This window comes from Paraniabella ginsengisoli, from assembly GCF_022513635.1.
Lineage (GTDB): Bacteria > Bacteroidota > Bacteroidia > Chitinophagales > Chitinophagaceae > Niabella > Niabella ginsengisoli.
In genome coordinates, this window is the sequence record NZ_JAKWBL010000002.1 from 1 (window position 1) to 26,090 (window position 26,090).

The following is a 26,090-nucleotide window of genomic DNA, read 5'->3' on the forward strand; positions in this document are numbered from 1 at the left end:
CGCAATTGTTTACTGCTGAACAATTTTTACCTATTCCAAAAAGTAGAAAATCAAAAAGGAGCTCCTAAAGCCGATTTTATATTTGATCCTACGGTGTTGAATTGATTGCAGAACTGATGCCTAAGATTTTAAATACGTAATTATACAAAGCCGTTTGGATTCTCATGCATCTGAGCATGGTGCACGTATGACATCGATGGATAAGGCGAGTGAGAATGCCAATGAGATGCTGAAGAATTTAAAGCTCTCTTACAACCGCGCAAGACAGGCGGCCATTACAACCGAACTTACAGAAATCGTAAGCGGTGCGGCTGCATTGCAGGGTTAATAAAAAAGACCAATTTTATTTCCGATGGAAATAGCCGAATTAATTCCACATATTGAAGCGCTGATTTTTGCAAGCGAAAAACCTTTAACAACGTTAGAGGTTACCGAGTTGCTTAATAGTGCTTTTGGTTTTATGGAAGATAAAATCACCCTCGACCAGGTTGAGGCGGCAGTTGATGGTGTAAAAGAAAAATATGTTTCCGAATTTTATCCTTTTGAAATAGTACAAAGCGGCGGAGGATGGCAGTTCTTAACTAAAAAAGAATATCACAAAACAATTGCTCAGCTGAATGGTGATAAGTTCATGAAACGCTTGTCGGCAGCGGCTTTAGAAACATTGGCTATTATAGCTTATAAGCAACCGGTTACCAAAGGAGAAGTAGAAGCGATACGCGGCGTAAGTGCCGATTATGCTATTCAGAAATTATTGGAAAAAGAATTGATCGTGATAAGCGGCCGCAATGAGAAAATGCCCGGCCACCCTTTGGTATATGCTACATCAAAAGCATTTATGGATTATTTTGGAATTAATTCTTCGGACGAGCTACCGAAAATAAAGGAAGTGCTGGCTGAGCAAATGGTAGAACCAAGTGCGATTGTAAATGGTGAAACGGTGCCTGAAACTGAAATGGATGAGGATGGTAATCCGTTAGCTGTTTCTGAAAATGGGGAATTAATTGAAAATGCAATAATGAATCAGGAAGCGGGATCTATTGAGATAGTTGAAACAGATGAAGTAATTCAGGAAGAAGAGGGGCCACGTGAAGAAGATGCTTTATCTGATGAAGATGAAGATGATGCTGAACAACCTGATGATGAAGTGCCATTTGATGATGAGAAAAAACAGGTTACGGAAGAGATTCCTGGTAATGAAGCAAAAGATGAAGAATCAGAAGAAGAAGAGAAGAAGGAGGGCGATGAAGACGAGCCTGCTTATTAAACAAAATTTATACAAATAAAGAAATGTAAGCATTGGCAGTAATATTACTGCTTTTTTTATATCTATTATTATGGAACACGTATTAAGTCGCACACAGCTTTCAGAAATTGCAAATGAATTTGGTACACCTGTGTATGTTTACAACGCTGATAAGATTGCAGCGCAGTATAAAAGATTGACTACGGCTTTTAAAAGCGATAAGGTGAGGTTTTTTTATGCCTGCAAAGCACTGACGAACATAAACATTTTAAAGGTGCTGAAAAGTGAAGGATGTAATATTGATTGTAGTTCCATTAATGAGGTGAATCTGGCTTTACACGCAGGTTTTGAACCGCGCAATATATTGTACACTAGTAACGGTATTGGCTTTGATGAAATTGAAGAAGCACAATCATTGGGCGTTATTATTAATATAGACAGTATTTCAAATCTTGAAAAGTTCGGGAAGACGTTTGGAAGCAGCTACCCTGTAGGTGTTCGCCTGCGGCCCAATATTATGGCGGGGGTAATCTGAAGATCTCCACAGGCCATGATAAAAGTAAGTTTGGAATTCCTGTCGATCAATTAGATGAACTGCTACAAGTTGTATCAGCGTATGATATAAACATCACCAATCTTCACATACATACCGGAAGTGATATCAAAGATGTTGATGTGTTTGTGAAAGGTATTGAAGTTCTGTTTGATATCATTCCACATTTTACTCAATTAAAATCTATTGACCTTGGAGGTGGCTTTAAAGTGGCTTACAAGGACGACGATCCTTCTATTAATATTGAAGAACTGGCAGAAAAAGTGTTGCAAACTTTTGAATCGAATGAGTTAACCAAACACTTGCAGATATGGTTTGAGCCGGGTAAATTTCTGGTAAGTGAATGTGGTTATTTTGTAACCAAAGTGAATGTGTTGAAAGAAACTTCTGCTACAACTTTTGCCGGTATTAACAGTGGTTTCAATCATCTGATTCGTCCTATGTTTTATGACTCTTATCATCGCATAGAAAACATCACTAATTCTGACGGTGCGGAGAAAGAATATACCATCACCGGTAATATCTGCGAAACGGATACATTTGCCTGGTCACGGCCTTTGGCAGAAGTGAGGGAAGGAGATTTGCTTGTGTTTTATAATGCAGGTGCTTATGGCTTTGAAATGTCGAGCAACTATAATGCGCGTTTTAAACCTGCGGAAGTATTAGTAGAAAATGGAAAGCCACGTCTTATTCGTAAAAGAGATGTTTTTGAAGATTTGTTAAGGGGACAGATTTTGTAAATGATTTAAAAAAGATCAGATACATATTTTAATAAGCTTGATTCCGTTTTAGCATGATATATTGCAGCGCCGGAAAATTGTGGATATAAATTCTGATAACATTTAAAATAATGCTCAGGCCCTTTTTTGGAAAAGATCAGGTTCTTACCTTGAAAATAGCTGGCAAGAGTAGCTGTTCCTCCGTGAATTGAAATGAAATTTTCACAATTGGCATACACACATAACTGGAAGTGATTAAAATTTTTAGCCTCAATTTTATTTTCACTGTACATATCGCCAAGATATAAAACTTCAGGATGTTTCTCTTTCAACCAGGCCAGTTCATTTAGATCATAAATGATACTGTTATCATTAACTATATCTTTTGCCTGCGGCCTGTTATAAATGATTTGATATCTATCCTTCAAAAAAGAAATCATCTTATCTAAAATCTCAATACTAAAATAAGAAACAGGAGGCCCGTCCCATTCTGTATTATATCTGTTTGCTATAATTAGTATAGGTTTATCATAACGATAAATATCATTTTTGTATTTCTCTTTAAAAGGAACCGGCAACCACTTCTCCATATTATAGTCCTGGCTATATAATATTCTCGGAAGTTCAAAATTATAGTTTCCTTCATTCTTTCTTTCGGTATGCAGCTCTAAGTGGTCTTCTGAAAAGAAATATAGTTCTTTAGTATCTCCAAAGGAAATAGTCTGCTTAAGTGTTCCATTTTTATAATGCCAGTAGGCGTGGGGTATTGCGTATTGTATTTCATTTCCAAACTCTCCTGTAAAATCAATAATCTTGTATTTTTTTCTTTTGATATAATCTGAAAAAAAAATATTTCTGCTGCACTATTTTGCAAACGATCGTATCTCTAAAGAAATAAAAATATGCTTCAGGTACTTTTGGGTATTTAATGCGGGCTACTAGGCTCGAAATTTTTTTAAGCAGCTTATATTGAGAGGGTTTCATTAAGAATTATGTAGATAGATATATATTCTAAAGTAAACAAAAGTATCTTTCAAAGGGTTAAAACTTCTTAAATAATTTTTTAGAGGTCGGCTAATCAAAATTATTTTTATAGATTTATCGCTCAATATAAAAACGATTTTCATGACAACATTAAAAGGTCCTGGAATATTCCTTGCCCAATTTCTTGGCGACAAACCCCCATTCAACAATTTCGAATCGATTTGTCTTTGGGCTGCAGAAAAGGTTTTGTGGCAGTGCAGATTCCGACTAGCGATCCTAATATTTTTGATCTGAAGCTGGCAGCGGAAAGTAAAAACTACACCGATGAAATAAAAGGTCTTGCATTGTCTTGCGGTCTTGAAATTTCTGAGCTTTCAACGCATTTACAGGGGCAATTGGTAGCTGTGCATCCTGCATACGACGACCTTTTTGACGGCTTTGCACCGCCAGAATTTCGTGGCAACTCAAAAGCCAGAACAGAGTGGGCTGTACAACAATTGAAATACGCAGCGAAAGCATCTCAAAACCTGGAACTCAATGCCCATGCTACTTTTAGCGGTTCGTTATTGTGGCACACGTTTCATCCCTGGCCGCAAAGACCGGCTGGCTTGGTTGATGAAGGATTCACTGAATTAGCAAAAAGATGGACACCTATCCTGGATTATTTTGATGAATGCGGCGTAGATGTTTGTTATGAAATTCATCCTGAGAAGACCTTTTTGATGGTGAAACATATGAGATGTTTTTAGAAAAGGTGAATAATCATGCAAGAGCTTGTTTGCTTTATGATCCTTCCCATTTTGTGTTGCAACAATTAGACTATATACAATATATAGATTTTTATCATGAACGCATACGTGCATTTCATGTAAAAGACGCAGAATTTAATTCAACTGGTAAACAAGGAACTTTTGGTGGTTATCAAAGTTGGCTTAAAAGAGCGGGGCGATATCGTAGCCCAGGCGATGGTCAGGTGGATTTCAAAACGATATTTTCTAAACTCGCTGAATACGACTATAAAGGCTGGGCTGTGATGGAGTGGGAATGCTGTCTTAAGCATCCGGAAGATGGAGCCAGAGAAGGGGCGGAGTTTATCAAGAATCACATCATAAGGGTTACTGATAAAGCTTTTGATGATTTTGCAGCAACTGGTACTGACACTGATTTTAATAAAAAAGTGTTAGGCCTTGAATAATAATTTATACTTTAGCTACAAATATTTTTTATATGAAGAAAATCTTACTCTCGTTATCTATTTTATCTGTTATAGCCGCATGCGGTGGAGGAGAAACTGACAAGAAATCTGAAGGTGAAGGATCTGCATCTACGTCGACATCAACAACATCCGAATCAGGAGATTTATCATCTAATCCTGTTTATCAAAAAGGCCTTGAGCTTACAGGAAAATATCAATGTCCTACTTGCCATAAAATCGATGAAAAGCTTACTGGTCCTGCATATAGGGAAGTAGCGAATAAATACGCAGGTGCTGATGATGCTAAAATAGCAGAGCTTTCTAAAAAAATCATTGAAGGCGGTTCTGGTGTTTGGGGCGAAATTCCAATGACACCGCATCCGAATGTTTCTGAGCAGGAGGCAAAAGAAATGGTACAATACATTCTCCTTCTGAAAAAATAAAAAAGGTTTCTGTAAGTTAGTTTAATCACGATCTGCAAAATCCTTTTGTACTCTCGCAATTATTAAATCTTAAGTAAAAATGAATAAAATAGCATCCATTGCGTGTATCGCTGCGTCGGCGTTTATTGTGTATTCTTGCGCGCCTAAAGTATACAGAAATACACCTCCGACCGCTGCACCGGCGCCAGCGCCCGCCCCGGCAACACCAGCGCCAGAAACTGAACCGGCAAATCCAGCCCCTGCACCAGCGCCGGAAGCAGCGGCAAACGTGTTAACTGAGCAGGAAAAGTCAGCAGGCTGGAAACTTTTATTTGATGGCACTACATCTGACGGATGGCATGGCTATGGCTCAAAAACTATTGGGACAGCATGGAAAACGGCAAATGGAACTTTATACTTAGATGCTAATAAAGACGGAACACCTAAAACCGGTGGAGATATCGTCAGTGATAAGGAATACCGGAATTTTGAACTACAGCTGGATTGGAAAATTGACAAAAACGGTAATAGCGGCGTAATTATTTACAGTAATGAGAATAAAGATAAATACAGGTGGATGTGGGAAACAGGACCTGAGATACAGATTGTTGACAACGAAGGTCACCCCGATGGAAGAATATTTAAACACCAGGCTGGTGATTTATATGATCTGATTCCAGCAAAAGAAAAAGCAGCCAATGCTCCGCTGGAATGGAATCATTATTTGATACGTTGTGTAGATGGAAAGCTGGACGTTTATTTAAACGAGGTTCATGTAATAAGCACAACCATGTGGGATGAAAACTGGAAAGGGCTTGTTGCTGGTAGTAAATTTAAAGGAGCTTCAGATTTTGGTACATATAAAGTAGGCCGCATCGGCTTGCAGGATCACGGAAATAATGTATGGTTTAGAAATATCAAAATAAAAGAATTGTAAATATTTGAATGTTATTTAAACGCCGCTTTTGTCTTTACAAAAGCGGCGTTTTTGTGCCTATGTAAACTCGTTCGTTAAACAATAAAAAAGCTATACGTTTAAATACGTATAGCTTTTTCACTATTCATAGAAGAAGGGTTATCCCTCTATTTTCGTAATCTTAATAGTATTTGTAGGTATTTTTAAATGCACGGGCGTACTACCAGTACTTACGGCAATATCGTGTTTGTTTAAAAAGCCATTTTTCTTAAGTATGTTTATCTGATCAGAAAAAATGGTATCAAGCTGCCTTTCATCATCATCATATAAAAAGGCGCGAACGCCCCAGGCAAGGCTCATTTGATTGATCAGGCTTTCGTGCTTGGTGAAAATATACAAAGGTACTTTGGGCCTGTAGCTACTCAACATAAATCCGGTGTAACCGCTCTGTGTCATTCCTATCAAAGCGTTTGCAGCTACGTCTTTAGCCAGGTTACAAGCGTTATAGCAAACTGCATCACTTGTCAGAGTAGGCGAGTGGGGCTGAGGTTGTAATACTTCATCCAAATCATAATTGTATTCTGTGCGCTCAATCTCCATAATGATTTTGCGCATTGTTTCTACAACTAGTGTAGGATGCAAGCCTGTAGCTGTTTCACCGCTTAACATTACAGCATCAGCGCCTTCCAATACCGCATTGGCAACATCGGTAATTTCACTGCGGTTTGGCTTGGTGCGTTCTATCATGCTTTCCATCATTTGCGTAGCCACAATTACCGGCTTAGCGCGATGGATGCATTTTTTAATAATGTTCTTTTGAATCAGAGGCACTTTTTCAACAGGAAGTTCAACACCAAGATCTCCGCGTGCTACCATTATACCATCAGAAGCATTGATAATGTCACGAATATTTGGAATAGCTTCGGGCATTTCTATTTTGGCTATGATCTTACTTTTGCTTTTATGCTTATCCAGAATTTTTCTCAGCTTTTTGATGTCTTCCGTTTGGCGCACAAAACTCAATGCTACCCAGTCCAATTGCTCTTTTATAATAAAGTCCAGATCTTTCAAATCTTTTGGAGTAAGTGCAGGCAACGATATTTTAGTATCAGGAAGGTTTACACCTTTCTTAGATGAAATAAATCCACCCAATAAAACCTGAACTTCAACATCATTGTTAGGTAATATTCTTTTTACAATCACTTCAAGTTTTCCATCGTCGATCATGATCTTATTGCCCACTTTTACATCTTTATGAAAATTGGGATAATGGATGTAAAGCTTCTGCTTGTTACCAATAATTTTTTGGCTGGTAAAAATAAATTTATCACCAGCACTTACGGGCATTCCACCACCTTCAATTTCTCCAACGCGTAGTTTAGGGCCTTGCAAATCGCCAAGGATAGCAACATGAGTACCTTCTTTTTATTTATTTGCCTGATGTATTCAATAATTTTCTTTTTTTCGTCATGCTCGCCATGTGAGAAATTAAGCCTGAATACATTGACGCCTGCTTTTACAAGATCTTTTAATTTGTCGTAAGTATTACTGGCAGGTCCTACAGTAGCTACAATCTTTGTCCGGGCGAATGTTTCCTCAGCCTTCGATACAACTTTTGTAACGGTTTTTTTTGATGCTAATTTTTTAGCCATGATATTTTTAATATTAATTTATTGTCTTTTTAATAAACGATGTTTTATTGGTGTTTATATAAAAAGCATAAGAGCCGCATTAAGCAGCTCTTATGAAAAGTGAGTTCTTATTTCCAGTTTAAGATATTCGAAAACACAAATTCTTCAGGATTGCTTACGAATTGCTTCGCTGCTTCTACATCTTCTGCTGTTAAATATTGAAGATTGTCTTCAATCACCATTTTTGTTTTAGCGTCTTCAATATTTACCAGTCTTGTTTTTACTTTACCATTTTCGCCGGTTACATCTTTTAAGAACAACGGGTTAACTTCACCTTTATTGTTTACTGTTACAACACAACCTGTTAAACCCTGATCAAAAAGTTTTTTAACGCCTGTGCCTAACATGGTACAATATTGTAAATCAAAAGCTGCTGGCGGAAGACAACGTAGTTCGTATCCCAATTCTACAGGGCGGCATTTAATGTCAAGACCTAATTCTTTTAGTTTATTCTGAAGTAATATATTATAGATATGTGCTTTACTTACATTACCCAATTCAGGGTGACCATGTGCATCATAAGTAAATTGTACACCAGACTCTTTAATCACTTCATCGGTCATAAAGTGGAAGATGCCTTCGCTTACAATGGCAACGCCATAACTAATGCCTAATATTTTTCTTTTAAGAATAGCAGAAACAATAAGTTTAGTAATGTTTTCAAAGTTTAAAGCAGCCTTTGTAAACATTTCCGGCATTACGATCATTGGTAAATGACAAGAAGTACCAATGCTAAATGCCAGGTGACCAGCTTCGCGACCCATTGCAGATACTACAAACCAGTTAGCAGATGTTTTAGCATCTTCATAAACGGTTTTTGTAATTCTTACGCCTTCTTCAGTTGCACTTTGATAACCGAACGTTGGTTGATTGTCTGGCAAAGGAAGATCGTTATCAATTGTTTTAGGGACGTGTATATTTTGAACCGGGAATTTATTTTCAGTTAAAAATGTAGAAATCCTGTTAGCTGTGGAAGCGGTATCATCACCACCGATAGTAACCAATAATTTCACGTTATTTTTTACAAAAAAATCGGTTGTAAACTCTTCATTTTTGGGTTTATAACGGCTCATGCGTAAAATAGAGCCGCCGCGTGTTAAAGCAGTATCTGCCGTTTCAAAATCTATATCAAGTGTTGACGCGTTTCCGGTAAAGAGGTTTTTGTAACCATCGTGCAGGCCAATTACTTTAAATCCACCTTTTAAAAAAATCTTCGATACAGAACTAATTACCGTGTTAATGCCGGGCGCGGGGCCTCCGGCAGCAAGAATCAAAATACTTTGTTGCATAATTGGTTTTTATAAATTGTAAGCATCAAATATATTAAAAATAACGTTGTGTGTACAAAACACTTTGATTGTTTTTAAATTTTGATGACCCGTAACTTAATTATTGTGTATAAACAATATTTTTGATGATATTTTAATAAAAACATCATGAAATGAGACATAAAAATTTTCAAGTAGATTTTTATCAGGACGTCGAAAATTTTTATGGTAAATTCCATGTGACCTAAAAAGGAAATAAACACATACACATGAAGCAATTATTACCACTTATTGCGATTTTTACTACAATGGATATGCATGCACAGATTCAATACCCGGTTACTGAAAAGGAAACCATTACAGATGATTATTTTGGAACAAAAGTAGAAGACCCCTATCGTTGGCTGGAAGATGACAATGCAGAAACAACGAAGAAATGGGTAATAGAACAAAATAAAGTTACTGATGCCTATTTATCTAAAATCCCTTTTCGCGATAAAATAGAGCAACGGCTGGAAAAACTCTGGAATTATCCAAAATTTGGTGCTCCGTTTAAAAAAGGTGATTGGTATTATTATTTTAAAAATGATGGATTGCAAAATCAATCTGTAATGTACCGTACAAAAGATTTAAGCTCGGAGCCTGAAGTTTTTATCGATCCCAATACATTAAGTACAGAAGGTATCGTTGCTTTAAGTGGTATTTCTTTTAGCAAGTCAGGGAAGCTTTTGGCGTATTCTATTTCCAAAGCGGGTAGTGACTGGCAGGAAATTTTCTTGATGGATGTAGAAAGCAAGAAGTTATTAAGTGATAAAATTGAATGGACCAAATTTGGCGGAGCGGCATGGAAAGGTGAAGAAGGGTTCTATTATAGCGCTTACGATAAGCCTGATGAAACATCAAAGCTTAGCAAGGCCAATGAGTTTCAGAAAGTATATTACCATAAAATGGGAACCGCGCAAAGCGAAGACCAATTGATTTATCAGGATAAAGAACATCCCAAACGTTATTACGGTTGTGGACTTACAGAAGATGAGCGTTTTTTAATTCTAAATATATCTGAAGGAACAAGCGGTGGCGAATTATGGTATCGTGATTTAAAGGATGATTCGCAAACGGAATTCGAGTTGCTGGTAAAAGGATTTGATACAGAATCTGACGTGATAGAGAACAACGGCGATAAATTATTAGTGAAAACAAATTATCAGGCACCTAATTATCGTGTGGTGATAGTTGATCCTAAAAATCCTGCGCGTGAAAACTGGAAAACCATTATTGCGGAACAGAAAGAAGTATTGCTGGGTGTTGGCACAGGGGGCGGTAATTTATTTACCAATTACCTGAAAGATGCATCGAGCCGTATTTATCAGTATGATTATAACGGAAAACAAATTCGTGAAATAAAATTGCCTGGAATTGGCTCTGCTGGCGGATTTGGAGCAGATAAAGATGACAAATATTTTTATTATAGTTACTCGTCTTATGCTACGCCGCCGTCTATTTATAAATATGATATTGCAAGTGGCAAATCAGAATTGTACAAAACTACTGAAATCAATATGAGCACTGCTGATATTGTAACCGAGCAAATATTCTTCACAAGTAAAAACGGCACAAAAGTTCCCATGTTTTTAACATATAAAAAAGGATTAAAGAAAGATGGTAATAATCCTGTTTTGCTGTATGGATATGGCGGCTTCAATATACCTATGACGCCGGGCTTTAGTGTAAGCAATACATTTTTTGTAGAGCAGGGCGGTATTTACGTGGTAGTAAATCTTCGTGGTGGTAACGAATATGGCGAAAAATGGCATAAGGCCGGTATGTTGTTAAACAAGCAAAATGTGTTTGACGATTTTATTGGCGCAGCAGAATATCTTATAAAAAGTAAATACACCAACAACAACAAAATAGCTGTTCGTGGTGGTAGCAACGGCGGATTGCTGGTTGGCGCTGTAATGACGCAGCGTCCAGATCTTTTCAAAGTCGCCATTCCTCAAGTTGGTGTTTTAGATATGTTGCGTTATCACAAATTTACTGTAGGCTGGGGCTGGGCTGTAGAATACGGAAGCTCCGATTCTGCAAAATATTTTCCTTACCTGTATAAATATTCTCCGTATCATAATTTAAAAAAGGAACTTCTTATCCGGCAACAATTGTAACCACAGGCGATCATGACGACCGTGTTGTTCCTGCGCATTCCTTCAAATTTGCTGCAAGGTTGCAGGAATATCACAAAGGTGAAAACCCAGTGTTGATTCGTATAGAAACCAATGCAGGACACGGAGCCGGAAAGCCCACCAGCAAAGTGATTGAAGAAGCTGCAGATATTTGGGCATTTACCATGTATAATTTAGGGATGGGGTATAAGGAGTGAATGTTGGTCAATGGTCAATAGTGAATAGGCAAAGCTCTGAAGGAGCCAAACAATAATGGCGGGATGCGTAGCTTCCGGTTGAAAAGGCTTGAGCAATTATTGAATGTTGGTAAATCTGATTTAAATGTAGGATGGGCAATGTGCTACAATTGAAGAGTGCGACGCAATTTCGATGAGTTATGTTCGACAGCCCGGCCAATAAAAAAATAGTTAAAGATCATTTTAATAAACCCCATTTCTTGTGAAAAAAATTATAGCCTTTTGTACCATCTTGTGTTTTTTGTTTTCACTAAATGCCCAAACAGTAAACGAACCCAAAAATAATCCTGAAGAATGGTCAACACCTTATGAGCCGTTCCGCATTGCAGGTAATTTATATTATGTAGGTACGTATGATCTGGCTTGTTATTTAGTTGTAACTAACAAAGGAAATATTCTAATCAATACAGGTCTTGCTGGTTCACTTTCACTAATCAAAAGGAATATTGAAAAATTGGGCTTCAAATACACAGATATAAAAATATTATTGACCAATCAGGCGCATTTTGATCATGCGGGTGCATTAGCTGATATTAAAATGCAAACAGGAGCAAAATTGTATGCTGATGTCGGAGATGCAGCAGTGCTGAAAGACGGCGGAAAATCCGATTATGAATTGAGTTACTTAGGAGTTGCGTTTAAGCCGATTGTTCCCGATCGTCTTTTAAAAGATAAGGATATTATCAGGCTTGGCCATACAAAAATTATCATGTTGCATCATCCGGGGCATACAAAAGGTTCGTGTAGTTATCTGCTTGAGGTTAAAGATTCAACAAAGACCTACAAAGTGCTTATAGCCAACATTCCAACTATTATCACGGATAAAGGCTTTTCGGAAATTCCTGCATATCCCAATATCAGAAAGGATTACGTGTACACTTTGCAAGCTATGAAAAACCTCGAATTTGATATTTGGGTAGCGGCTCATGCCAGTCAGTTTGATCTTCATACAAAACGTAAACCCGGTGATAAATATAATCCCGCTGCTTTTGTTGATAGAAAAGGTTACGAAGCTGCACTTTTAAAGGCAACAGACGCTTTTAATAATCATGAGTAATTTGCTGGGTTTAAATCAGATCCATGCACCGCTTAAATTATGGTTCTGCTTGCATTTGCTAAACCTTTTACCTCTATTTTTGTAGTTATTCAAATCAAATTATATATGGCAGACGAGAATGTAGAAAGAGTTCATTGTTTAATTATAGGTTCGGGGCCAGCGGGTTATACTGCGGCTATTTATGCGGCACGGGCTAATCTTAAACCTGTTTTGTATCAGGGAATACAACCAGGCGGCCAGTTAACAATAACTACTGAAGTGGAAAATTATCCGGGTTATGCGGAAGGTGTGCAGGGACCTGAAATGATGATTGATTTTGAGAAACAGGCAAAACGTATGGGTACTGATATTCGTTACGGCTTAGCTACCAAAGTTGATTTCTCAGGCCACCCTCATAAAGTGTGGATCGATGATGAAAAGTTGATAGAAGCTGACGCTGTAATTATTTCAACCGGAGCTTCGGCAAAATGGTTGGGTCTTCCGAGCGAGGAAAAATTGAATGGCTTTGGTGTGAGCGCTTGCGCAGTTTGTGACGGTTTCTTCTTTAAAGGAAAAGAAGCTGCCATTGTTGGTGCGGGTGATACTGCTGCGGAAGAAGCACTTTACCTTTCTAAAATTGTAACTAATGTGCACATGCTGATTCGTAAAGAGGAAATGCGTGCCAGCAAGGTTATGCAGGATCGCGTTTTCAACACACCGAATATTAATGTGTATTTCAACACCGAAACCGAAGAAATATTAGGAGACAATAAAGTGACCGGAGTACGCGTAAAAAATAATAAAACACAGGAAGTGAGTGAAATTCCAGTCAGTGCTTTTTTCGTGGCGATCGGGCATCAACCCAATTCAGATATCTTTAAAGATTTTCTTGAAATGGATGAAACCGGTTATATCAAAACGGTTCCCGGGACTTCTAAAACCAATGTTGAAGGAGTTTTCGCGGCGGGTGATGTGCAGGATAAAATTTATCGCCAGGCTGTAACCGCAGCCGGAAGTGGTTGTATGGCGGCATTGGATGCGGAAAGATATTTGGGAGAGAAAGGGTTGTAATTCTTAGCACAATATGCTCATTACACTACATCTGGAAAAATTACAATTCTTTGCATATCATGGTATGTATGAAGAAGAAAAAAGTTGGGGAATGAGTTCGAACTAAATATTTCGGCCTCGTTCTTCTCAACTGAATCTATTGTTTCTGAAATAGACGAAACCATTAATTATGCTGAAATTTATGAGTTGGCCAAAACTGAAATGCTGCAACCACGAGAGTTGCTCGAAGCCTTCCTTACTCAATTAGCCGAAAAAATAAAAGAACAATTTCCTCAAATAGTTAAACTTAAAATGAGTTTATATAAATTGCAAATGCCGCTTACACATTTTCAGGGACGAATAGGTGTTGAGATAGAAAAAGAATATTAGTTTTTTTTAATACCTGTTGCGTTTGCTATCAAGTGCTCGTTTTTGTATAAAACTATATTTATGAGAAACACATTTGTACTTTTAACGATCCTCTTTTTTCGGCGTGTTCTAAATCGGATAATAAAGTAAACACAGACTGCGATGCTCAAATGATTGCAAAGTTTAAAGATCAGATAACCTGTACAGAAATTCCAGCGACGGGGCCTTGTAATTATTTAGCAAAAGGAATTTATAAAGGAGAGCGGATATACTTTATCGATATTATTTGCGTCGCATGTAACACTATCCCTCCGCAGGAAGGTTATAATTGCGATGGACAAAAAATAGCCATCGAAAATTTTAACCAAAATGTTACAGATGTTGAGGCGGTAAGCCCTAAAAGAAAGAATTAATATAACTTATTTCAGATTAACCTCGCCAAATGCAAAAGGCAACAAATCCTTTGCTGTATCAATAATATAAACAGTGCCTTTCATTCCTGCAAGTATAAGCCTGATAGGATGGTTCACTCTTGTTTCATATTCCAATAATGCCTGCCTACACATGCCGCATGGCGAAATGGGTTTGTCGCTTAAACCCTCTAAACCCTCTAAACCCTCTAAAGCTTCCTGTGGCTGATAAGTAATAGCCATAGTTTCAATCACTTCATTTGGGTAAAGGGTGCCAACTGATGCCAACAAACTACGCTCGGCACAAATTCCTACAGGAAAAGATGCGTTTTCCTGGTTGGTGCCTTTACAACTTTGCCGTTAGCTAACCTCGCTACGCTTGCTACATGGAATTTTGAGTATGGCGCGTAAGCAATGGGCGTAAGTTCCCTGGCTTGTTGTAGTAAAGCCGCATCATCCTTATCAAGATCATTAATACTATTGGCTACTTTATAACTGAATTCGTAATGCTTTTCTTTCATTCTATTAAAGATACTATATGCACCTGGTCTTACCGCCCCGGTCTGATCAAAAAATAATAAAGTAATTTCAATATAAATTAGTGGACAATTGCGTCCTCTAAAAAATTATATTTGTAGCATTCAAAATCATAAAAATTTTCTCATGTTTAAAAAAGTAGTTGTTTTTGCTATTGCCAGTTTATTTACTTTAAATCTATGGGCTATGAAATCGGAAGATCTAATCGGGAGATGGGATATCACAATGGATAAAGATGGCCAGGAAAAACCATCTTGGTTGGAAGTTAAATTATCAGGAATTAAAACTTTAGTTGGCTATTTTGTTGGCGACGACGGTAGCGCGCGTCCTGTGTCAGAAGTGAAATTCGATAATGGAAAATTTTCATTTGCTATTCCTCCGCAATGGCAGTCAGAAGATAACGACCTTGTTGTTGAAGGAGAATTAACAAGTGAAGGATTGAAGGGAACAATGGTTTATCCAAATGGAAAGAAATATAATTGGACAGGTGTAAAAGCGCCTTATTTAAAAAGAACGGAGGCTCCGGTTTGGGGAACGCCTATTAAATTATTCAATGGTAAAGATCTTACAGGTTGGAAAGCTGTAGGCGCTGAAAATCAGTGGGTGGTAAAAAATGGTGTATTAACCAGTCCAAAATCGGGCGCTAACTTAATTACTGATCAGAAATTTGAAGATTTTAAGTTGCATGTAGAATTCCGTTATCAGAAAGGAAGTAACAGTGGTGTTTATTTGCGTGGCCGTTATGAGTTGCAAATTTTAGATAGCGACAAATCAGAACATCCTTCTAATGTATTATTTAGTGGTATTTACGGATTTATTGCGCCAAGCGAAATCAATTCCAAAGGCCCCAATGAATGGCAATCTTATGACATTACTTTGGTTGGCAGAATGATCACCGTTGTGGCCAATGGAAAAACGGTAATTACTAACCAGGAAATTCCGGGTATTACAGGTGGTGCTTTAGACAGCAAAGAAGGTGAACCAGGTCCGCTTTATTTCCAGGGAGATCATGGCCCAATAGAATTTAGGAATATTACAATTACGCCTGCAAAATAAATTTATTTCGGGTTACATTTTGCTGCTTCAAAAAGCCTCGTTTGTTTTCAACGCCGAGGTTGAGCGTCGGTAGCTCGTCGGACTCATATCCGCCAGTTGGCGGACCCAGATTCGCTGCAGAATTATTTTTAGAATAAAATTGAATTACATTTTGCTGGTTCAAAAAAGCCTCGTATATTTGCATCGCGAGGTAGAGCAGCGGTAGCTCGTCGGGCTCATAACCCGAAGGTCCCAGGTTCGATCCCTGGCTTCGCAACTAAATTTCCCGCCGTAGTTTGGCGGGTTTTTTTATGTAGATTAGTTTATCGGTTTTTTATGTTTACTGTTTATGTTTTACATAGCAAATCGTTTGATAAGATATACATTGGGTTTACCTCGAACCTTAAAGAAAGGTTATTATCGCACAATGAGTTAGGAAAGAAAGGATGGACGATAAGGTTTAGGCCTTGGGATTTGATTCATCAGGAAGAGTTTGTCAACAAGCCTGATGCGATGAGAAGAGAAAAAGAATTAAAAACGGCAAAGGGACGGGAATGGATTTGGAAGCTGGTTAATGGTTAGAGCTCATATCCGCCAGTTGGCGGACCCAGGTTCGATCCCTGGCTTCGCAACTAACTAATAGCCGTTCGCTTAAATGTGAACGGCTTTTTTATTTGAATTGAAGATTAGTTTATTTTTGTTTCGGCTTAAGAATATCTGGCACTGTCTTGCGTCGCACATTTGATTTGTGTTACACAACTCAACCTTTTTAGCCGCGTTATATAAATCCTGATTCGTTGGGGTAATTCTATTTTTATGAAAGCAAATATTTTATTAAGGAAACTATTAGCTGCGGCTGTACTTATACAAATACCCGTGTGCTTTATTTTGACTTTCATTATTATTAACGTAATTCGACCAGGGTCAGTACTCTTTTTACCTTCGGTTATGTATCAAGGATTTGCTTTTTTATGTTTTTATTGATATTCTTTAGTGCAGAATATTTTAGGTCAAGGACTATTATACACTATGTAATGGCATTTTTATTTCGATAGTTGTCTTTTACTTGATGCTTCCCAATCAAGAAGTCTCAATACTTGATTTTTTTACTAATAAGGATTCTTTATTTTCTATTTATCCATACATAATTATGCAATAATTGTTTTTTACTTATTTATGGGTATAAATTTTCAAATCCTGAAAATCCAGCAAAAAAATGAAATCAGGTTTTGTAAACATATTTGGAAGACCCAATGCGGGTAAAAGCACTTTGCTGAATGCGCTGATGGGAGAGAAGCTGGCTATTGTATCACATAAGGTGCAAACCACAAGACATCGTATCAAAGCCATTCTTACCGAAAAGGATTATCAGATTATTTTCAGTGATACGCCGGGTATTATTAAACCCGAATATAAGTTGCACGAAAAAATGATGCAATCGGTAAAAGGTGCGCTGGAAGATGCTGATGTGGCTTTGCTGATCGTTGATGTAAATGATAATTGGGAAGATTGTGATGCTATTTTCAGCGCGTTGAAATTGCGGGTTCCAGCCGTGCTGGTGTTAAATAAAATTGACCGTGCCGGACAAGAGCGTATTCAGGGCGCTAAAGATTTTTTTCTGAAAAACCGTATTGTAAAAAATTGGTAGCAATATCAGCCTTGACCGGCATCAATTATAAAAAATTCTTACAACCGATTTTAGAGTTATTGCCGGATGGCGAACCGTTTTACGAAGATGATAGCATTAGCGATTTGCCGGAAAAGTTTTTTGTAAGTGAACTGATTCGAGAAAAAATATACGAACTGGCGCAGGAAGAAATTCCTTATCACACGGCTGTGCTGATAAGAGAGTTTAAAGAAAAGCAAACACTAACGAAAATTGTTGCAGATATTATTGTGCATCGAGAAACGCAGAAAATGATATTGATTGGTGAAAAAGGAAGTATGATCAAAAAGCTTGGAACCCTTGCCCGTACTGACATTGAAAAGTTTTTGGACAGAAAAGTATTTTTGGAATTATTTGTAAAAGTAAAACCAAAATGGCGCGACAATGATTTGCATTTGAAGGAATATGGGTATGGCGCTTAATGTGATGATTCGCTAATGTGATGATGTGATAATGGTTTTAGATTCCAGGTTTCATGTAGCGCGACCCCGAAGGGGTCGAATATAAATAGCCGGATGCGAAGCTTCCGGTTGGCAGCGAATAAATAGCCCGCCCGGATGATCGGTCGGACGGGGATCAAATATGTACAACAGTACAAGCGATCCGCCAGCTGGCGGAAAGGCAGATGAATCATGTTCATCTGCCGGGAAAAAAATAATAAATCAGAGATCATAAATCAGAAATAAAAAATGGGTTTTACAGTAGCAATAGTTGGCAGGCCGAATGTGGGCAAGAGTACATTGTTTAATCGCCTGCTGGTGCAGCGCAAAGCAATTGTGGATGATGTGAGCGGCGTTACGCGCGACAGGCAATACGGAGTGAGCGACTGGAACGGCAAGAACTATAACGTAATTGATACCGGTGGTTTTGTACACGGAAGCGAAGATGTGTTTGAGAAAGAAATAGCGAAGCAAGTGCTGATTGCGGTAGAAGAAGCCGATGCCATTTTATTTATGGTGGATGCTGGAACTGGTATTACGCACTTAGATGAAGAGATGGCAAACGTGTTGCGAAAAAGCATTAAGCCGGTTTTTTTAACGGTTAATAAAGTTGACAATAACGACAGAATGCTTGATGCTACTGAGTTTTACAGCATGGGCTTTGATAATGTTTACTTTATTGCATCGGCAAGTGGAAGTGGCACGGGCGAGTTGCTGGATGCTGTTGTGGCGTTGATTCCTGAAGAAAGGAATGATGATGGAGAGAACGACGAGCTACCAAAATTTGCGATTATTGGACAACCAAATGTTGGCAAATCTTCTTTGTTAAATGCGTTGGTAGGCAAGGAGCGTACTATTGTAAGCGATATTGCAGGTACTACACGCGACACGATTCACACGCATTATAATTTATTTCAGAAAGAATTTATATTGATTGATACGGCTGGTATTCGCCGCAAAGCCCGTGTACACGAGGATCTGGAGTTTTATTCTGTAATCCGTGCTATTAAAGCGGTTGACGAAGCGGATGTTTGCTTATTGCTTATTGATGCGGAAAAGGGTATGACGGCACAGGATCTGAATATATTCAGCCTTGCTGTAAAAAAAGGTAAAGGTGTTTTGCTATTGGTAAATAAATGGGATTTGGTGAAGAAAGAAACCAACACCGCGAAAGAATACGAAGATGAATTGAAGAAAAGATTAGCTCCTTTTAATGATGTTCCGGTTGTATTTATTTCTGCATTGGAAAAGACGCGTATTTTTAAAGGAATGGAAACTGCACTTGAGGTTTTTGAAAATCGAAAGAAAAAAGTATCTACTTCTAAACTGAACGATGTAATGTTGAAAGCGGTGCAAATGCACCATGCGCCTGTTGTTCGTGGGCATGCTATCAAAATAAAATTTGTTACACAGTTGCCAACGGTAGTTCCGTCTTTTGCTTTCTTCTGTAATTTTCCTGACGACGTTAAAACACCTTATAGAAATTATCTGGAAAACCAGTTGCGTAAAAACTTCGATTTTAGTGGTGTTCCTGTAAGGTTGTATTTTAGAAAGAAATAATTAACGGCGTTTAAGGGTTACCATTTTTTATTTTTAGCATTTATAATAAATGATCAACTGATGAAAAAAAACTACATTATTTTATTAGCTACAACTATTTTTTCTTTCGCATCCTGCGATACAGCTTCAACAACTAAAGAAGCTGAAGAGGATTCTTTAAATGCGGTGGACGTTACTATCAGTGACACAGTTTCTAAGGTAGATACAACGCTATCTTCAATTGGTGATTCACTTAAGGCGGATATTGATGATGCAACCGATAAAATAAAACAGCATACTAAAGATTTGGGAAATGCTGCCAGGCAAAAAGCCAATGAAGGTGTTGAGCAATTAAAAGAAGGCGCTCAAAAAATAAAAGAAGCGGCTAAAGTAGGCGTAACCGCCGCAAAAGATGAATTGAAGAAATAGCTGGAAAATTTAAATAACCAGACCGGGCATGCTAATCGCTGCCCGGTTTTTTTATAATTCTTTTACAGTAATAGTCTGAAGTGCAAAAAAACTCCAATCCTTTTTGGGGATTGGAGAAAATAAAAAAAAGAAAAATAATTATTTCACTTCAATGTTGTTGTGTAATTCCTCATCAACTAAAATGCGGCCGCAGTTTTCGCATGCAACGATCTTTTTATGTTGCTTAATTTCACTTTGCTTTTGAGGCGGAATTGCATAAAAACAACCACCGCAGGCATCCCTAACCACCGGAACTACTGCGAGGCCATTACGGAAGTTACCCCGAATTTTTTCATAGCTGGTAAGTAACCTGGGTTCTACATCCTGCTTTGCGCCGTCAGATAATTTTGCAAATTCTTTCTCTTCTTTCTCGTTCGCAACAATGATCTTTTCAAGTTCTGCTTTTTTCAACTCTAAAGAACCTTCTTTTGTAGCAATGTTCTTTTTAGCTTTTTCCAAAAACACAACTTTTTCAGCTATCTCTTCATTTGCATCTCTAATGTGTTTCTCTGCCAGCTTAATTTCAAGCTGTTGCATTTCTGTTTCTTTATTGATCGCTTCAAACTCACGGTTGTTCTTTACATTCTCGCTATCCTTCTCGTATTTTTTGATCAGGGTCTCGCTTTCTTTAATAGCGTTTTTGCGTTCTTCAATAAATTCAGTTACACCATTGATCTCTTCTTCAATACGTGTTTGTCTTGCACGTAGCCCTTGCAGTTCATCTTCAAGGTCAGCTACTTCCATGGGCAATTCGCCTTTTAAAATTTTTATTTCGTCCATCTTACTATCAATTTTTTGCAAATTGATCAATGAACCTAATTTTTCTTCAATGGAAAATTCTTTTAATTGTGCCATATGTTTAAAATATTAATCTTTTAAAATCGGATATTCCGATCTTAAAAGTACTGAACAGGATTTGTATTTACTCCTGTTTTAAGGACGGCAAAGGTAGGGAATTTTTGCTCTAAAAGATTCGCCACAAGTTCAATAGTAAATTGTTCGCTTTCGTAATGTCCGATGTCGGCTAATAAAATCCGGCTATCTGCATCAAAAAATTCATGGTATTTAATGTCTGATGTTACGTAAGCGTCTGACTTTGAATTTAATGCGTCTTTTAGAAAGGATATTCCTGCGCCGCCGCAAATGCTTACTTTTTTACAGGGTTACCGGTTTTTCGGGTGTGCTTTATATAAGAAAGGCCGAAGATTTCCTTTAGTTTTTGCAAAAAATCAGCTTCTTCCAAAGGTTCATCCCATTCACCCGAAATTCCCGAACCAATCTGCTGATGCTTATTGTTGATCCGGATTACTTCATACGCTACTTCTTCATATGGATGGACACTTTTAAGCGTTGCAATAATTTGCTGTTCAAGGTGCGAAGGTAAAAGCAATTCGATTTTTAATTCTTCATCCTCATGCCGTTTTCCTGCTTCACCCAAAAAAGGGTTAGCGGTTTCGCTGGGTTTAAAAGTTCCTACGCCATTTACCCTGAAACTACATTCGCTATAATTGCCAATAGTGCCAGCGCCCGCACTAAACAATGCATTCATAACTGTTGAAGCATGTTCAGCCGGAATATAAAAATATAATTTGCAAAGCTCACCCGATTTAGGTGCAAGAACAGATAAATTCTTTAAACCCAACTTTTCAGCTATTTTCCCATTAACGCCATTGATAACATTATCCAGGTTAGTGTGAATGGCATAAATAGCAATATCATTTTTGACAGCCTTAATAATAGTACGTTCGATATAATTTTTCCCGATTAGCTTTTTTAATCCGCTAAAAATAATAGGGTGGTGGGCAATAATTAAATTGCATTTTTTCTCAATAGCCTCATTCACTACTTCTTCAATCGCATCAAGACAACAAATTGCGCCGGTGCATGCCCATTCCGCATTTCCTGTTAAAAGGCCAGCGTTATCATAACTTTCTTGCAACGCAGGCGGAGCAATTGTTTCGAGATAGGATATGATATCTTTAATGGTCATATTGTGCGGACAATTATTGGTCCGAAACAAAAATAAGGATTAGCCGACAAGTATATTTCGAGATTTGATTTTTTATTGCCGGGCAATAGAATATAACTCGTCGGTGTTGTGTCACTCTCTTGTACCGCAGTACAAATGGGATCCTACTTATTCTTCGCAAAAATAAAAGACCTTCGAGGTTTTAAAATCTCGAAGGTCTTTCATTAAATGCTACATTCTATCGCATCTTTTTATACAAATTGATCAAAGTATTAGTACTACTATCGTGGCTGGTAATTTCATCCTTGCTTTCAAGTTCCGGAAGAATTTTATTAGCCAATTGTTTACCCAGTTCCACTCCCCATTGGTCAAAGCTAAAAATATTGAAGATGATGCCTTGTACAAAAATCTTGTGTTCATAAAAAGCAATCAACTGCCCTAAAGTAAAGGGTGTTATTTTTTTAATTAAGAATGAGTTGGTTGGCCTGTTTCCTTCAAATACTTTAAAAGGAGCCAATTTATTAATGGCAGCTTTATCAAGCCCCTGTTTATTTAATTCTGCTTTCACTTCCGCTAAGTTTTTCCCATTCATCAACGCTTCGGTTTGCGCAAAAAAGTTGCTTAATAATTTTGCATGATGATCGCCAATCGCGTTGTGCGATTGTGCTGGTGCAATAAAATCGCATGGAATCATTTCCGTTCCCTGATGTATTAACTGGTAAAAAGCATGTTGCCCGTTTGTGCCGGGTTCGCCCCAAATAATCGGTCCGGTTTGGTAAGTCACTTTCTTTCCGTTTCTGTCAACGCTTTTGCCGTTGCTTTCCATATTTCCTTGTTGAAAATAAGCCGCAAAACGGTGCAGGTACTGATCGTAAGGCAAAATGGCTTCCGACTGTGCGCCTAAAAGAGTGGTGTTCCAAAGCCCAACCAGCGCCATCATTACCGGAATGTTTTTTTCAAACTTTGTATTCTTAAAATGTTCGTCGGCATCATAAGCACCTTTTAGCAATTCCTCAAAATTATTGTAACCAATGGTTAGTGCAATCGACAAGCCAATGGCGCTCCAAAGTGAATAGCGGCCACCAACCCAATCCCAAAACTCAAACATATTTTTAGTGTCAATACCAAACTTTTTTACTTCAGTAGCGTTGGTGCTAAGTGCCACAAAATGTTTAGCAACATGCTTTTCATCTTTTGCTTTTTTCAAAAACCAGTCGCGCGCTGTATGTGCGTTGGTCATGGTTTCCTGTGTGGTAAAAGTTTTTGAAGCAATTAAGAACAATGTAGTTTCGGGGTTTACTTTCTTTAGCGTTTCTGCAATATGCGTACTATCTACATTTGAAACAAAATAGGCTTCTATACCTTTTACTGTGTAAGGCTTCAAAGCTTCGGTAACCATTAAAGGACCAAGATCGCTGCCGCCAATTCCAATATTTACAATTGATTTTATTTTTTTACCAGTGTAGCCTATATGTTTTCCGCTGTGAATTACTTCGCAGAACTTTTTCATTTTTTTCTGCACCGCTTTCACTTCGGGCATCACATCTTTACCATTGCTTTTGATGGACTGTTTGCCAAAATTTCTTAAAGCAATGTGCAATACAGACCGGCCTTCGGTTTGGTTGATCGTTTCCCCCCAAACATGGCTTTAATGCCATTTTTTACTTCTGTCTGTTCTGCAAGCAATAGCAGGTTTTGTAGTGTATTTCCTGTAATCAGATTTTTTGAAAAGTCAAAATAAATATCGCCATGTTGAAGTGAAAATGCGGCGGCACGTTTATTGTCTTCCGAAAAAAGCTGGCGCATATTCCACGCTTTAGCTTCTTCAGAATGTTTTAATAACTGCTTCCAGGCCTTTGTCTTTGTTGGGTTAATTGTTGGGAACATATTTAAATTCTTAATTATAATAAATTGAAATAAAGGTAAAACTAAGATAAGTCCAAAAAACAGTAAAGAGAATATGGATGGTGGTTTCGAATTTTTTCCCTAGCCATAGCTTTCTTGAGTAAACGAATAATTGGATGATCAATCGTGCCAGCCAAAAAATACCTAGAAATAATGAGATCTTTTTCCAAATGGCGTGGAAGTAAGATCGCTTGTACAACTTAGACATAAGACTCCCATCATTAAAACGGTAAGCGCTATAAAAAATGAATGGACATAAATAAGTTGCCTGTTAATAATACTAATAGCACTTAGGTCGGTTTTCCATTTGAAATATCTAGGGAAAAGTATATGAACGATAGCTAGTGAAATTAATAGAACACCGATTATCTTAAGATGTTTATCCATGTTTTGCAAGAATGAAAGTAGTGACAAATGCTGTTGTTTTTATTTTTTCTTTTACAATGAAGCCTGCTGAATAAAAAGACCTAAGCCATGTTTCAGCAGAATGAAAGTGTAAGAACCCAATGTTGTATGCCAGGAAATTAGAAAGATCTCTTAAATGTTCAGTGACAATTATAACCCCATCAGGTTTTATTACTCTTTCAAGTTCTTTAAAAAATAAAATTCTTTCATTTGTGTTTCTTATTTCATGTGCTGAAAAAGGATAAAAATCTTGTCAACACTATGATTTTTTAATGGGATTTTTGTTGTATTAATAGCTTGTGTGTCAGGATGAGGTGGATAGGCTGCTCTGGCTCTTTTTATAGATAATTCTGTATGCTTAGCTGGATTATAGAAATCGAATATGTAGAAATCGCAATGCGGTACTTTAGTTTCGATAATATGTGATGTTTCGTCAAAGCCAGCATGAATGTTTATTATTAGGTCGGTAGCATTTTTTTGAAATTGATTGAGCCAAGGTAAAGTATATAGATTTGAATAATCGTAAATAAACCAAGAAGTAATTAGTGATGTAGTAAGTGACAATATTATTAATCCAGCAATTGTAAGGCAGTATAATAGTATGGACGGAATGATGATTGCGGTTAATAATATACAGATAATAAGTGCTAAGGCAAATACGTAAAAATGCCAATTAAATCTAAGAATATTAAATGTTCCTTGCAAAGGTTTTCTTACGACTTCCATAATTCTGTCTTTCCTTTTTTCCAATAATAAGGTGTGTTTTCAACAATAAATGAATTTGCTAAAATAGATTTGTTTATGTTGAGCCTATTCAAAAAACTAATATGATAATTTGATACCTGTAAAGGTGTGGGTTGCCAATGCTGTCTTACACCTTCAATAATCAAAACTTTATTAGTTGGTTTGTTGTAAGTAAAAGTAAAGGGTAATGGTCCTGCAAACCGTCTTGCTTCTTTCCAATTAGCAAATGGAGAATTAGCTGGAAGCGGAACTTCAAGGTGTACGGATTTATGAAACTCAATATGAAAGTCTGATTGATGAGATGTAATGGATGTTTTGTTGATTTCTGTTTTCTGAATGATGTCTGTTGAGGTGTAATTGTAATGCGTAAATATATTTCCCAAAAACTCCATTTTGATATTATCAGTTTCGGATTTTAGAATATATAACCCTCTGAGTCTTTTACCTACATTGTTAATGTATCTAACAAAAACTCTGTAGCCAACAAGGAAAAAATTATATCCCATCCACTTTGGAAAACCTTTAGGCCGCAGGTGTTTTGTTTGTACCATTGCTACTGCAATGAAAGCCCATTTATCATCAAATATATCCGGTGAAAGACATTCGGGTAATAAATCAATTGCTTGTTCTTTGGGAACAGCAAAAGTGAGAACGATCGATTTCTCAAAAAATGCTTCAACAGCAAATGGGTGATTTTTTAATAAGTTAAGCATATCAGACATTGGTAACTTTAGTCTTAAACAAGAAAAATCTATTGTAGAAGATAATCGACATTAGTAAAAACGCAAATAAGAAATTCCATCGCCCCCACAATAATAAATTTGGTACCAGAAAAAACTCAAGTAAATTCATCGTACCAATAATAACAATTTGTGCAATTGCGTTTAATTTATTGCGAAAGTTAGAAATAATCCAGATTGCCATTCCTATTTCAGCGAAGCCAATCAAAAAAGTAATTTGCCTTGCATATTCATCTCCAAAAATTGATGCTACAATATCACGATGTCGTGGCACCATATTTAATACTTTACAATATAGGCCGTTGATGATCCATATGCAAGCTATAGCAAAATTTATCACATAATAAATCGATATTTTTTTAGTTGA

31 protein-coding genes, 1 tRNA gene and 2 pseudogenes are annotated in these 26,090 nt (G+C 37.4%); 21 read left to right on the forward strand and 13 right to left on the reverse strand.

What is annotated here, in order from left to right; translation table 11 throughout:
- Nucleotides 1-154 precede the first annotated feature (154 nt).
- The 4 genes from MKP09_RS11065 (at nt 155) to MKP09_RS25955 (ending at nt 2,539) form a co-directional block, all read left to right on the forward strand.
- Complete coding sequence (locus tag MKP09_RS11065; RefSeq protein ID WP_240829711.1) at nt 155-328, forward strand: F0F1 ATP synthase subunit gamma; 174 nt, start codon at nt 155-157, stop codon at nt 326-328.
- 24 nt (nt 329-352) lie between these two features.
- Nucleotides 353-1,267, forward strand: a complete 915-nt coding sequence (gene scpB, locus MKP09_RS11070) for an SMC-Scp complex subunit ScpB (protein ID WP_240829729.1) — start codon at nt 353-355, stop codon at nt 1,265-1,267.
- A gap of 70 nt (nt 1,268-1,337) precedes the next feature.
- Nucleotides 1,338-1,781, forward strand: coding sequence for a type III PLP-dependent enzyme domain-containing protein (locus MKP09_RS25950; RefSeq protein WP_262915319.1), 444 nt, complete (start codon nt 1,338-1,340; stop codon nt 1,779-1,781).
- A gap of 59 nt (nt 1,782-1,840) precedes the next feature.
- The gene (locus MKP09_RS25955) at nt 1,841-2,539 is read left to right on the forward strand and encodes a diaminopimelate decarboxylase family protein (RefSeq protein WP_262915380.1); all 699 of its coding nucleotides are present in this window, start codon (nt 1,841-1,843) and stop codon (nt 2,537-2,539) included.
- Nucleotides 2,540-2,544: 5 nt separating this feature from the next.
- Here the strand turns inward: MKP09_RS25955 and MKP09_RS11085 are convergent, their stop codons facing one another.
- On the reverse strand, nt 2,545-3,108 hold the full coding sequence (locus MKP09_RS11085) for a hypothetical protein (RefSeq protein ID WP_240829730.1): 564 nt from the start codon (nt 3,106-3,108) through the stop codon (nt 2,545-2,547).
- A 642-nt stretch (nt 3,109-3,750) separates the two neighbouring features.
- On the opposite strand from MKP09_RS11085, the gene MKP09_RS25960 reads away from it, so the two are divergent.
- The 4 genes from MKP09_RS25960 (at nt 3,751) to MKP09_RS11100 (ending at nt 6,056) form a co-directional block, all read left to right on the forward strand.
- Nucleotides 3,751-4,251 carry a TIM barrel protein gene (locus MKP09_RS25960; protein WP_317235299.1) on the forward strand — a complete coding sequence of 167 codons (501 nt, stop codon included), beginning with the start codon at nt 3,751-3,753 and terminating at the stop codon, nt 4,249-4,251.
- Nucleotides 4,242-4,697, forward strand: a complete 456-nt coding sequence (locus tag MKP09_RS25965; RefSeq protein WP_262915320.1) for a sugar phosphate isomerase/epimerase family protein — start codon at nt 4,242-4,244, stop codon at nt 4,695-4,697. Before MKP09_RS25960 ends, MKP09_RS25965 begins: the two co-directional genes overlap by 10 nt.
- Nucleotides 4,698-4,729: 32 nt before the next feature.
- The gene (locus MKP09_RS11095; RefSeq protein WP_240829733.1) at nt 4,730-5,140 is read left to right on the forward strand and encodes a c-type cytochrome; all 411 of its coding nucleotides are present in this window, start codon (nt 4,730-4,732) and stop codon (nt 5,138-5,140) included.
- A gap of 79 nt (nt 5,141-5,219) precedes the next feature.
- Entirely contained in the window at nt 5,220-6,056 is an 837-nt protein-coding gene (locus MKP09_RS11100; protein ID WP_240829735.1) for a 3-keto-disaccharide hydrolase, read from the forward strand.
- 138 nt (nt 6,057-6,194) lie between these two features.
- Here the strand turns inward: MKP09_RS11100 and pyk are convergent.
- Both pyk and MKP09_RS11110 read right to left on the reverse strand, forming a co-directional pair.
- Nucleotides 6,195-7,687, reverse strand: a pseudogene (gene pyk / locus MKP09_RS11105) (pyruvate kinase).
- Between the two features lie 107 nt (nt 7,688-7,794).
- Entirely contained in the window at nt 7,795-9,015 is a 1,221-nt protein-coding gene (locus MKP09_RS11110) for a 6-phosphofructokinase (RefSeq protein WP_240829747.1), read from the reverse strand.
- 248 nt (nt 9,016-9,263) lie between these two features.
- Between MKP09_RS11110 and MKP09_RS11115 the strand changes: the two genes are divergently transcribed.
- The 6 genes from MKP09_RS11115 (at nt 9,264) to MKP09_RS11135 (ending at nt 14,278) form a co-directional block, all read left to right on the forward strand.
- The gene (locus MKP09_RS11115) at nt 9,264-11,156 is read left to right on the forward strand and encodes a prolyl oligopeptidase family serine peptidase (protein ID WP_262915321.1); all 1,893 of its coding nucleotides are present in this window, start codon (nt 9,264-9,266) and stop codon (nt 11,154-11,156) included.
- Nucleotides 11,150-11,371: a prolyl oligopeptidase family serine peptidase gene (locus tag MKP09_RS25970; protein ID WP_317235328.1), complete on the forward strand. Its 222-nt coding sequence runs from the start codon at nt 11,150-11,152 to the stop codon at nt 11,369-11,371. The genes MKP09_RS11115 and MKP09_RS25970 overlap by 7 nt, the downstream gene beginning before the upstream one ends.
- A gap of 241 nt (nt 11,372-11,612) precedes the next feature.
- Nucleotides 11,613-12,467, forward strand: coding sequence for a subclass B3 metallo-beta-lactamase (bla, locus tag MKP09_RS11120; RefSeq protein WP_240829749.1), 855 nt, complete (start codon nt 11,613-11,615; stop codon nt 12,465-12,467).
- A 105-nt stretch (nt 12,468-12,572) separates the two neighbouring features.
- Nucleotides 12,573-13,517, forward strand: coding sequence for a thioredoxin-disulfide reductase (trxB, locus tag MKP09_RS11125; protein ID WP_240829758.1), 945 nt, complete (start codon nt 12,573-12,575; stop codon nt 13,515-13,517).
- An 84-nt stretch (nt 13,518-13,601) separates the two neighbouring features.
- Nucleotides 13,602-13,886: a dihydroneopterin aldolase gene (locus tag MKP09_RS11130; RefSeq protein ID WP_240829764.1), complete on the forward strand. Its 285-nt coding sequence runs from the start codon at nt 13,602-13,604 to the stop codon at nt 13,884-13,886.
- A 149-nt stretch (nt 13,887-14,035) separates the two neighbouring features.
- Complete coding sequence (locus MKP09_RS11135) at nt 14,036-14,278, forward strand: hypothetical protein (RefSeq protein ID WP_240829766.1); 243 nt, start codon at nt 14,036-14,038, stop codon at nt 14,276-14,278.
- Between the two features lie 6 nt (nt 14,279-14,284).
- On the opposite strand, the gene MKP09_RS11140 is transcribed toward MKP09_RS11135, so the two are convergent.
- Nucleotides 14,285-14,566: a hypothetical protein gene (locus MKP09_RS11140; RefSeq protein WP_394801057.1), complete on the reverse strand. Its 282-nt coding sequence runs from the start codon at nt 14,564-14,566 to the stop codon at nt 14,285-14,287.
- A gap of 20 nt (nt 14,567-14,586) precedes the next feature.
- A complete protein-coding gene (locus MKP09_RS11145) occupies nt 14,587-14,796 on the reverse strand; it encodes a hypothetical protein (RefSeq protein WP_240829768.1) in 210 nt (69 codons plus the stop codon).
- Nucleotides 14,797-14,938: 142 nt separating this feature from the next.
- Here MKP09_RS11145 and MKP09_RS11150 point away from each other — a divergent pair, with 142 nt between their 5' ends.
- Nucleotides 14,939-15,868 (forward strand): 3-keto-disaccharide hydrolase, encoded by a 930-nt coding sequence (locus MKP09_RS11150; protein WP_240829777.1) that lies wholly within the window; start codon nt 14,939-14,941, stop codon nt 15,866-15,868.
- On the opposite strand, the gene MKP09_RS11155 is transcribed toward MKP09_RS11150, so the two are convergent.
- Nucleotides 15,852-16,031, reverse strand: a complete 180-nt coding sequence (locus tag MKP09_RS11155) for a hypothetical protein (protein WP_240829780.1) — start codon at nt 16,029-16,031, stop codon at nt 15,852-15,854. The two genes, MKP09_RS11150 and MKP09_RS11155, sit on opposite strands and share 17 nt — an antisense overlap.
- 21 nt (nt 16,032-16,052) lie before the next feature.
- On the opposite strand from MKP09_RS11155, the gene MKP09_RS11160 reads away from it, so the two are divergent.
- The 6 genes from MKP09_RS11160 (at nt 16,053) to MKP09_RS11180 (ending at nt 19,921) form a co-directional block, all read left to right on the forward strand.
- Nucleotides 16,053-16,124 (forward strand) — tRNA-Met (locus MKP09_RS11160).
- Nucleotides 16,125-16,183: 59 nt separating this feature from the next.
- A complete protein-coding gene (locus MKP09_RS11165) occupies nt 16,184-16,429 on the forward strand; it encodes a GIY-YIG nuclease family protein (protein WP_240829792.1) in 246 nt (81 codons plus the stop codon).
- Nucleotides 16,430-17,063: 634 nt separating this feature from the next.
- The gene (gene era / locus MKP09_RS25975) at nt 17,064-17,495 is read left to right on the forward strand and encodes a GTPase Era (RefSeq protein WP_262915322.1); all 432 of its coding nucleotides are present in this window, start codon (nt 17,064-17,066) and stop codon (nt 17,493-17,495) included.
- Nucleotides 17,489-17,935, forward strand: a complete 447-nt coding sequence (era, locus tag MKP09_RS25980) for a GTPase Era (protein WP_262915323.1) — start codon at nt 17,489-17,491, stop codon at nt 17,933-17,935. The genes era (MKP09_RS25975) and era (MKP09_RS25980) overlap by 7 nt, the downstream gene beginning before the upstream one ends.
- A gap of 267 nt (nt 17,936-18,202) precedes the next feature.
- Nucleotides 18,203-19,513, forward strand: coding sequence for a ribosome biogenesis GTPase Der (der, locus tag MKP09_RS11175; protein ID WP_240829827.1), 1,311 nt, complete (start codon nt 18,203-18,205; stop codon nt 19,511-19,513).
- 60 nt (nt 19,514-19,573) lie between these two features.
- Nucleotides 19,574-19,921, forward strand: coding sequence for a hypothetical protein (locus MKP09_RS11180; protein ID WP_240829828.1), 348 nt, complete (start codon nt 19,574-19,576; stop codon nt 19,919-19,921).
- A gap of 138 nt (nt 19,922-20,059) precedes the next feature.
- On the opposite strand, the gene MKP09_RS11185 is transcribed toward MKP09_RS11180, so the two are convergent.
- From MKP09_RS11185 to MKP09_RS11220, 7 genes and pseudogenes are all read right to left on the reverse strand, one after another.
- Complete coding sequence (locus MKP09_RS11185) at nt 20,060-20,815, reverse strand: zinc ribbon domain-containing protein (protein ID WP_240829835.1); 756 nt, start codon at nt 20,813-20,815, stop codon at nt 20,060-20,062.
- Between the two features lie 41 nt (nt 20,816-20,856).
- Nucleotides 20,857-21,950 (reverse strand): annotated as a pseudogene (locus tag MKP09_RS11195) (Nif3-like dinuclear metal center hexameric protein).
- 217 nt (nt 21,951-22,167) lie between these two features.
- Nucleotides 22,168-23,529, reverse strand: coding sequence for a glucose-6-phosphate isomerase (gene pgi / locus MKP09_RS11200; RefSeq protein ID WP_240829855.1), 1,362 nt, complete (start codon nt 23,527-23,529; stop codon nt 22,168-22,170).
- Nucleotides 23,514-23,816, reverse strand: a complete 303-nt coding sequence (locus MKP09_RS11205) for a hypothetical protein (protein WP_240829858.1) — start codon at nt 23,814-23,816, stop codon at nt 23,514-23,516. The genes pgi and MKP09_RS11205 overlap by 16 nt, the downstream gene beginning before the upstream one ends.
- Nucleotides 23,817-24,458: 642 nt before the next feature.
- Nucleotides 24,459-24,965, reverse strand: coding sequence for a hypothetical protein (locus MKP09_RS11210; RefSeq protein ID WP_240829893.1), 507 nt, complete (start codon nt 24,963-24,965; stop codon nt 24,459-24,461).
- Entirely contained in the window at nt 24,953-25,696 is a 744-nt protein-coding gene (locus MKP09_RS11215) for a DUF2071 domain-containing protein (RefSeq protein ID WP_240829902.1), read from the reverse strand. The genes MKP09_RS11210 and MKP09_RS11215 overlap by 13 nt, the downstream gene beginning before the upstream one ends.
- A gap of 1 nt (nt 25,697) precedes the next feature.
- Nucleotides 25,698-26,063, reverse strand: coding sequence for a DoxX-like family protein (locus MKP09_RS11220; protein ID WP_317235303.1), 366 nt, complete (start codon nt 26,061-26,063; stop codon nt 25,698-25,700).
- Nucleotides 26,064-26,090: the final 27 nt, after the last annotated feature.

Bases quoted from the DNA above. Each gene is read 5' to 3' on its own strand.
- MKP09_RS11085 (WP_240829730.1), bottom strand. From the start codon at position 3,108: ATGGAGAAGTGGTTGCCGGTTCCTTTTAAAGAGAAATACAAAAATGAT.
- der (WP_240829827.1), top strand. From the start codon at position 18,203: ATGGGTTTTACAGTAGCAATAGTTGGCAGGCCGAATGTGGGCAAGAGT.
- MKP09_RS11150 (WP_240829777.1), top strand. From the start codon at position 14,939: ATGTTTAAAAAAGTAGTTGTTTTTGCTATTGCCAGTTTATTTACTTTA.
- trxB (WP_240829758.1), top strand. From the start codon at position 12,573: ATGGCAGACGAGAATGTAGAAAGAGTTCATTGTTTAATTATAGGTTCG.
- MKP09_RS11205 (WP_240829858.1), bottom strand. From the start codon at position 23,816: ATGTTCCCAACAATTAACCCAACAAAGACAAAGGCCTGGAAGCAGTTA.
- MKP09_RS11180 (WP_240829828.1), top strand. From the start codon at position 19,574: ATGAAAAAAAACTACATTATTTTATTAGCTACAACTATTTTTTCTTTC.
- MKP09_RS11095 (WP_240829733.1), top strand. From the start codon at position 4,730: ATGAAGAAAATCTTACTCTCGTTATCTATTTTATCTGTTATAGCCGCA.
- MKP09_RS11135 (WP_240829766.1), top strand. From the start codon at position 14,036: ATGATTGCAAAGTTTAAAGATCAGATAACCTGTACAGAAATTCCAGCG.
- MKP09_RS25965 (WP_262915320.1), top strand. From the start codon at position 4,242: ATGTTTTTAGAAAAGGTGAATAATCATGCAAGAGCTTGTTTGCTTTAT.
- MKP09_RS11185 (WP_240829835.1), bottom strand. From the start codon at position 20,815: ATGGCACAATTAAAAGAATTTTCCATTGAAGAAAAATTAGGTTCATTG.
- MKP09_RS11100 (WP_240829735.1), top strand. From the start codon at position 5,220: ATGAATAAAATAGCATCCATTGCGTGTATCGCTGCGTCGGCGTTTATT.
- era (WP_262915322.1), top strand. From the start codon at position 17,064: ATGAAATCAGGTTTTGTAAACATATTTGGAAGACCCAATGCGGGTAAA.
- MKP09_RS11110 (WP_240829747.1), bottom strand. From the start codon at position 9,015: ATGCAACAAAGTATTTTGATTCTTGCTGCCGGAGGCCCCGCGCCCGGC.
- MKP09_RS11215 (WP_240829902.1), bottom strand. From the start codon at position 25,696: ATGCTTAACTTATTAAAAAATCACCCATTTGCTGTTGAAGCATTTTTT.
- MKP09_RS11210 (WP_240829893.1), bottom strand. From the start codon at position 24,965: ATGGAAGTCGTAAGAAAACCTTTGCAAGGAACATTTAATATTCTTAGA.
- MKP09_RS25950 (WP_262915319.1), top strand. From the start codon at position 1,338: ATGGAACACGTATTAAGTCGCACACAGCTTTCAGAAATTGCAAATGAA.
- MKP09_RS11165 (WP_240829792.1), top strand. From the start codon at position 16,184: ATGTTTACTGTTTATGTTTTACATAGCAAATCGTTTGATAAGATATAC.
- scpB (WP_240829729.1), top strand. From the start codon at position 353: ATGGAAATAGCCGAATTAATTCCACATATTGAAGCGCTGATTTTTGCA.
- MKP09_RS11145 (WP_240829768.1), bottom strand. From the start codon at position 14,796: ATGAAAGAAAAGCATTACGAATTCAGTTATAAAGTAGCCAATAGTATT.
- MKP09_RS11115 (WP_262915321.1), top strand. From the start codon at position 9,264: ATGAAGCAATTATTACCACTTATTGCGATTTTTACTACAATGGATATG.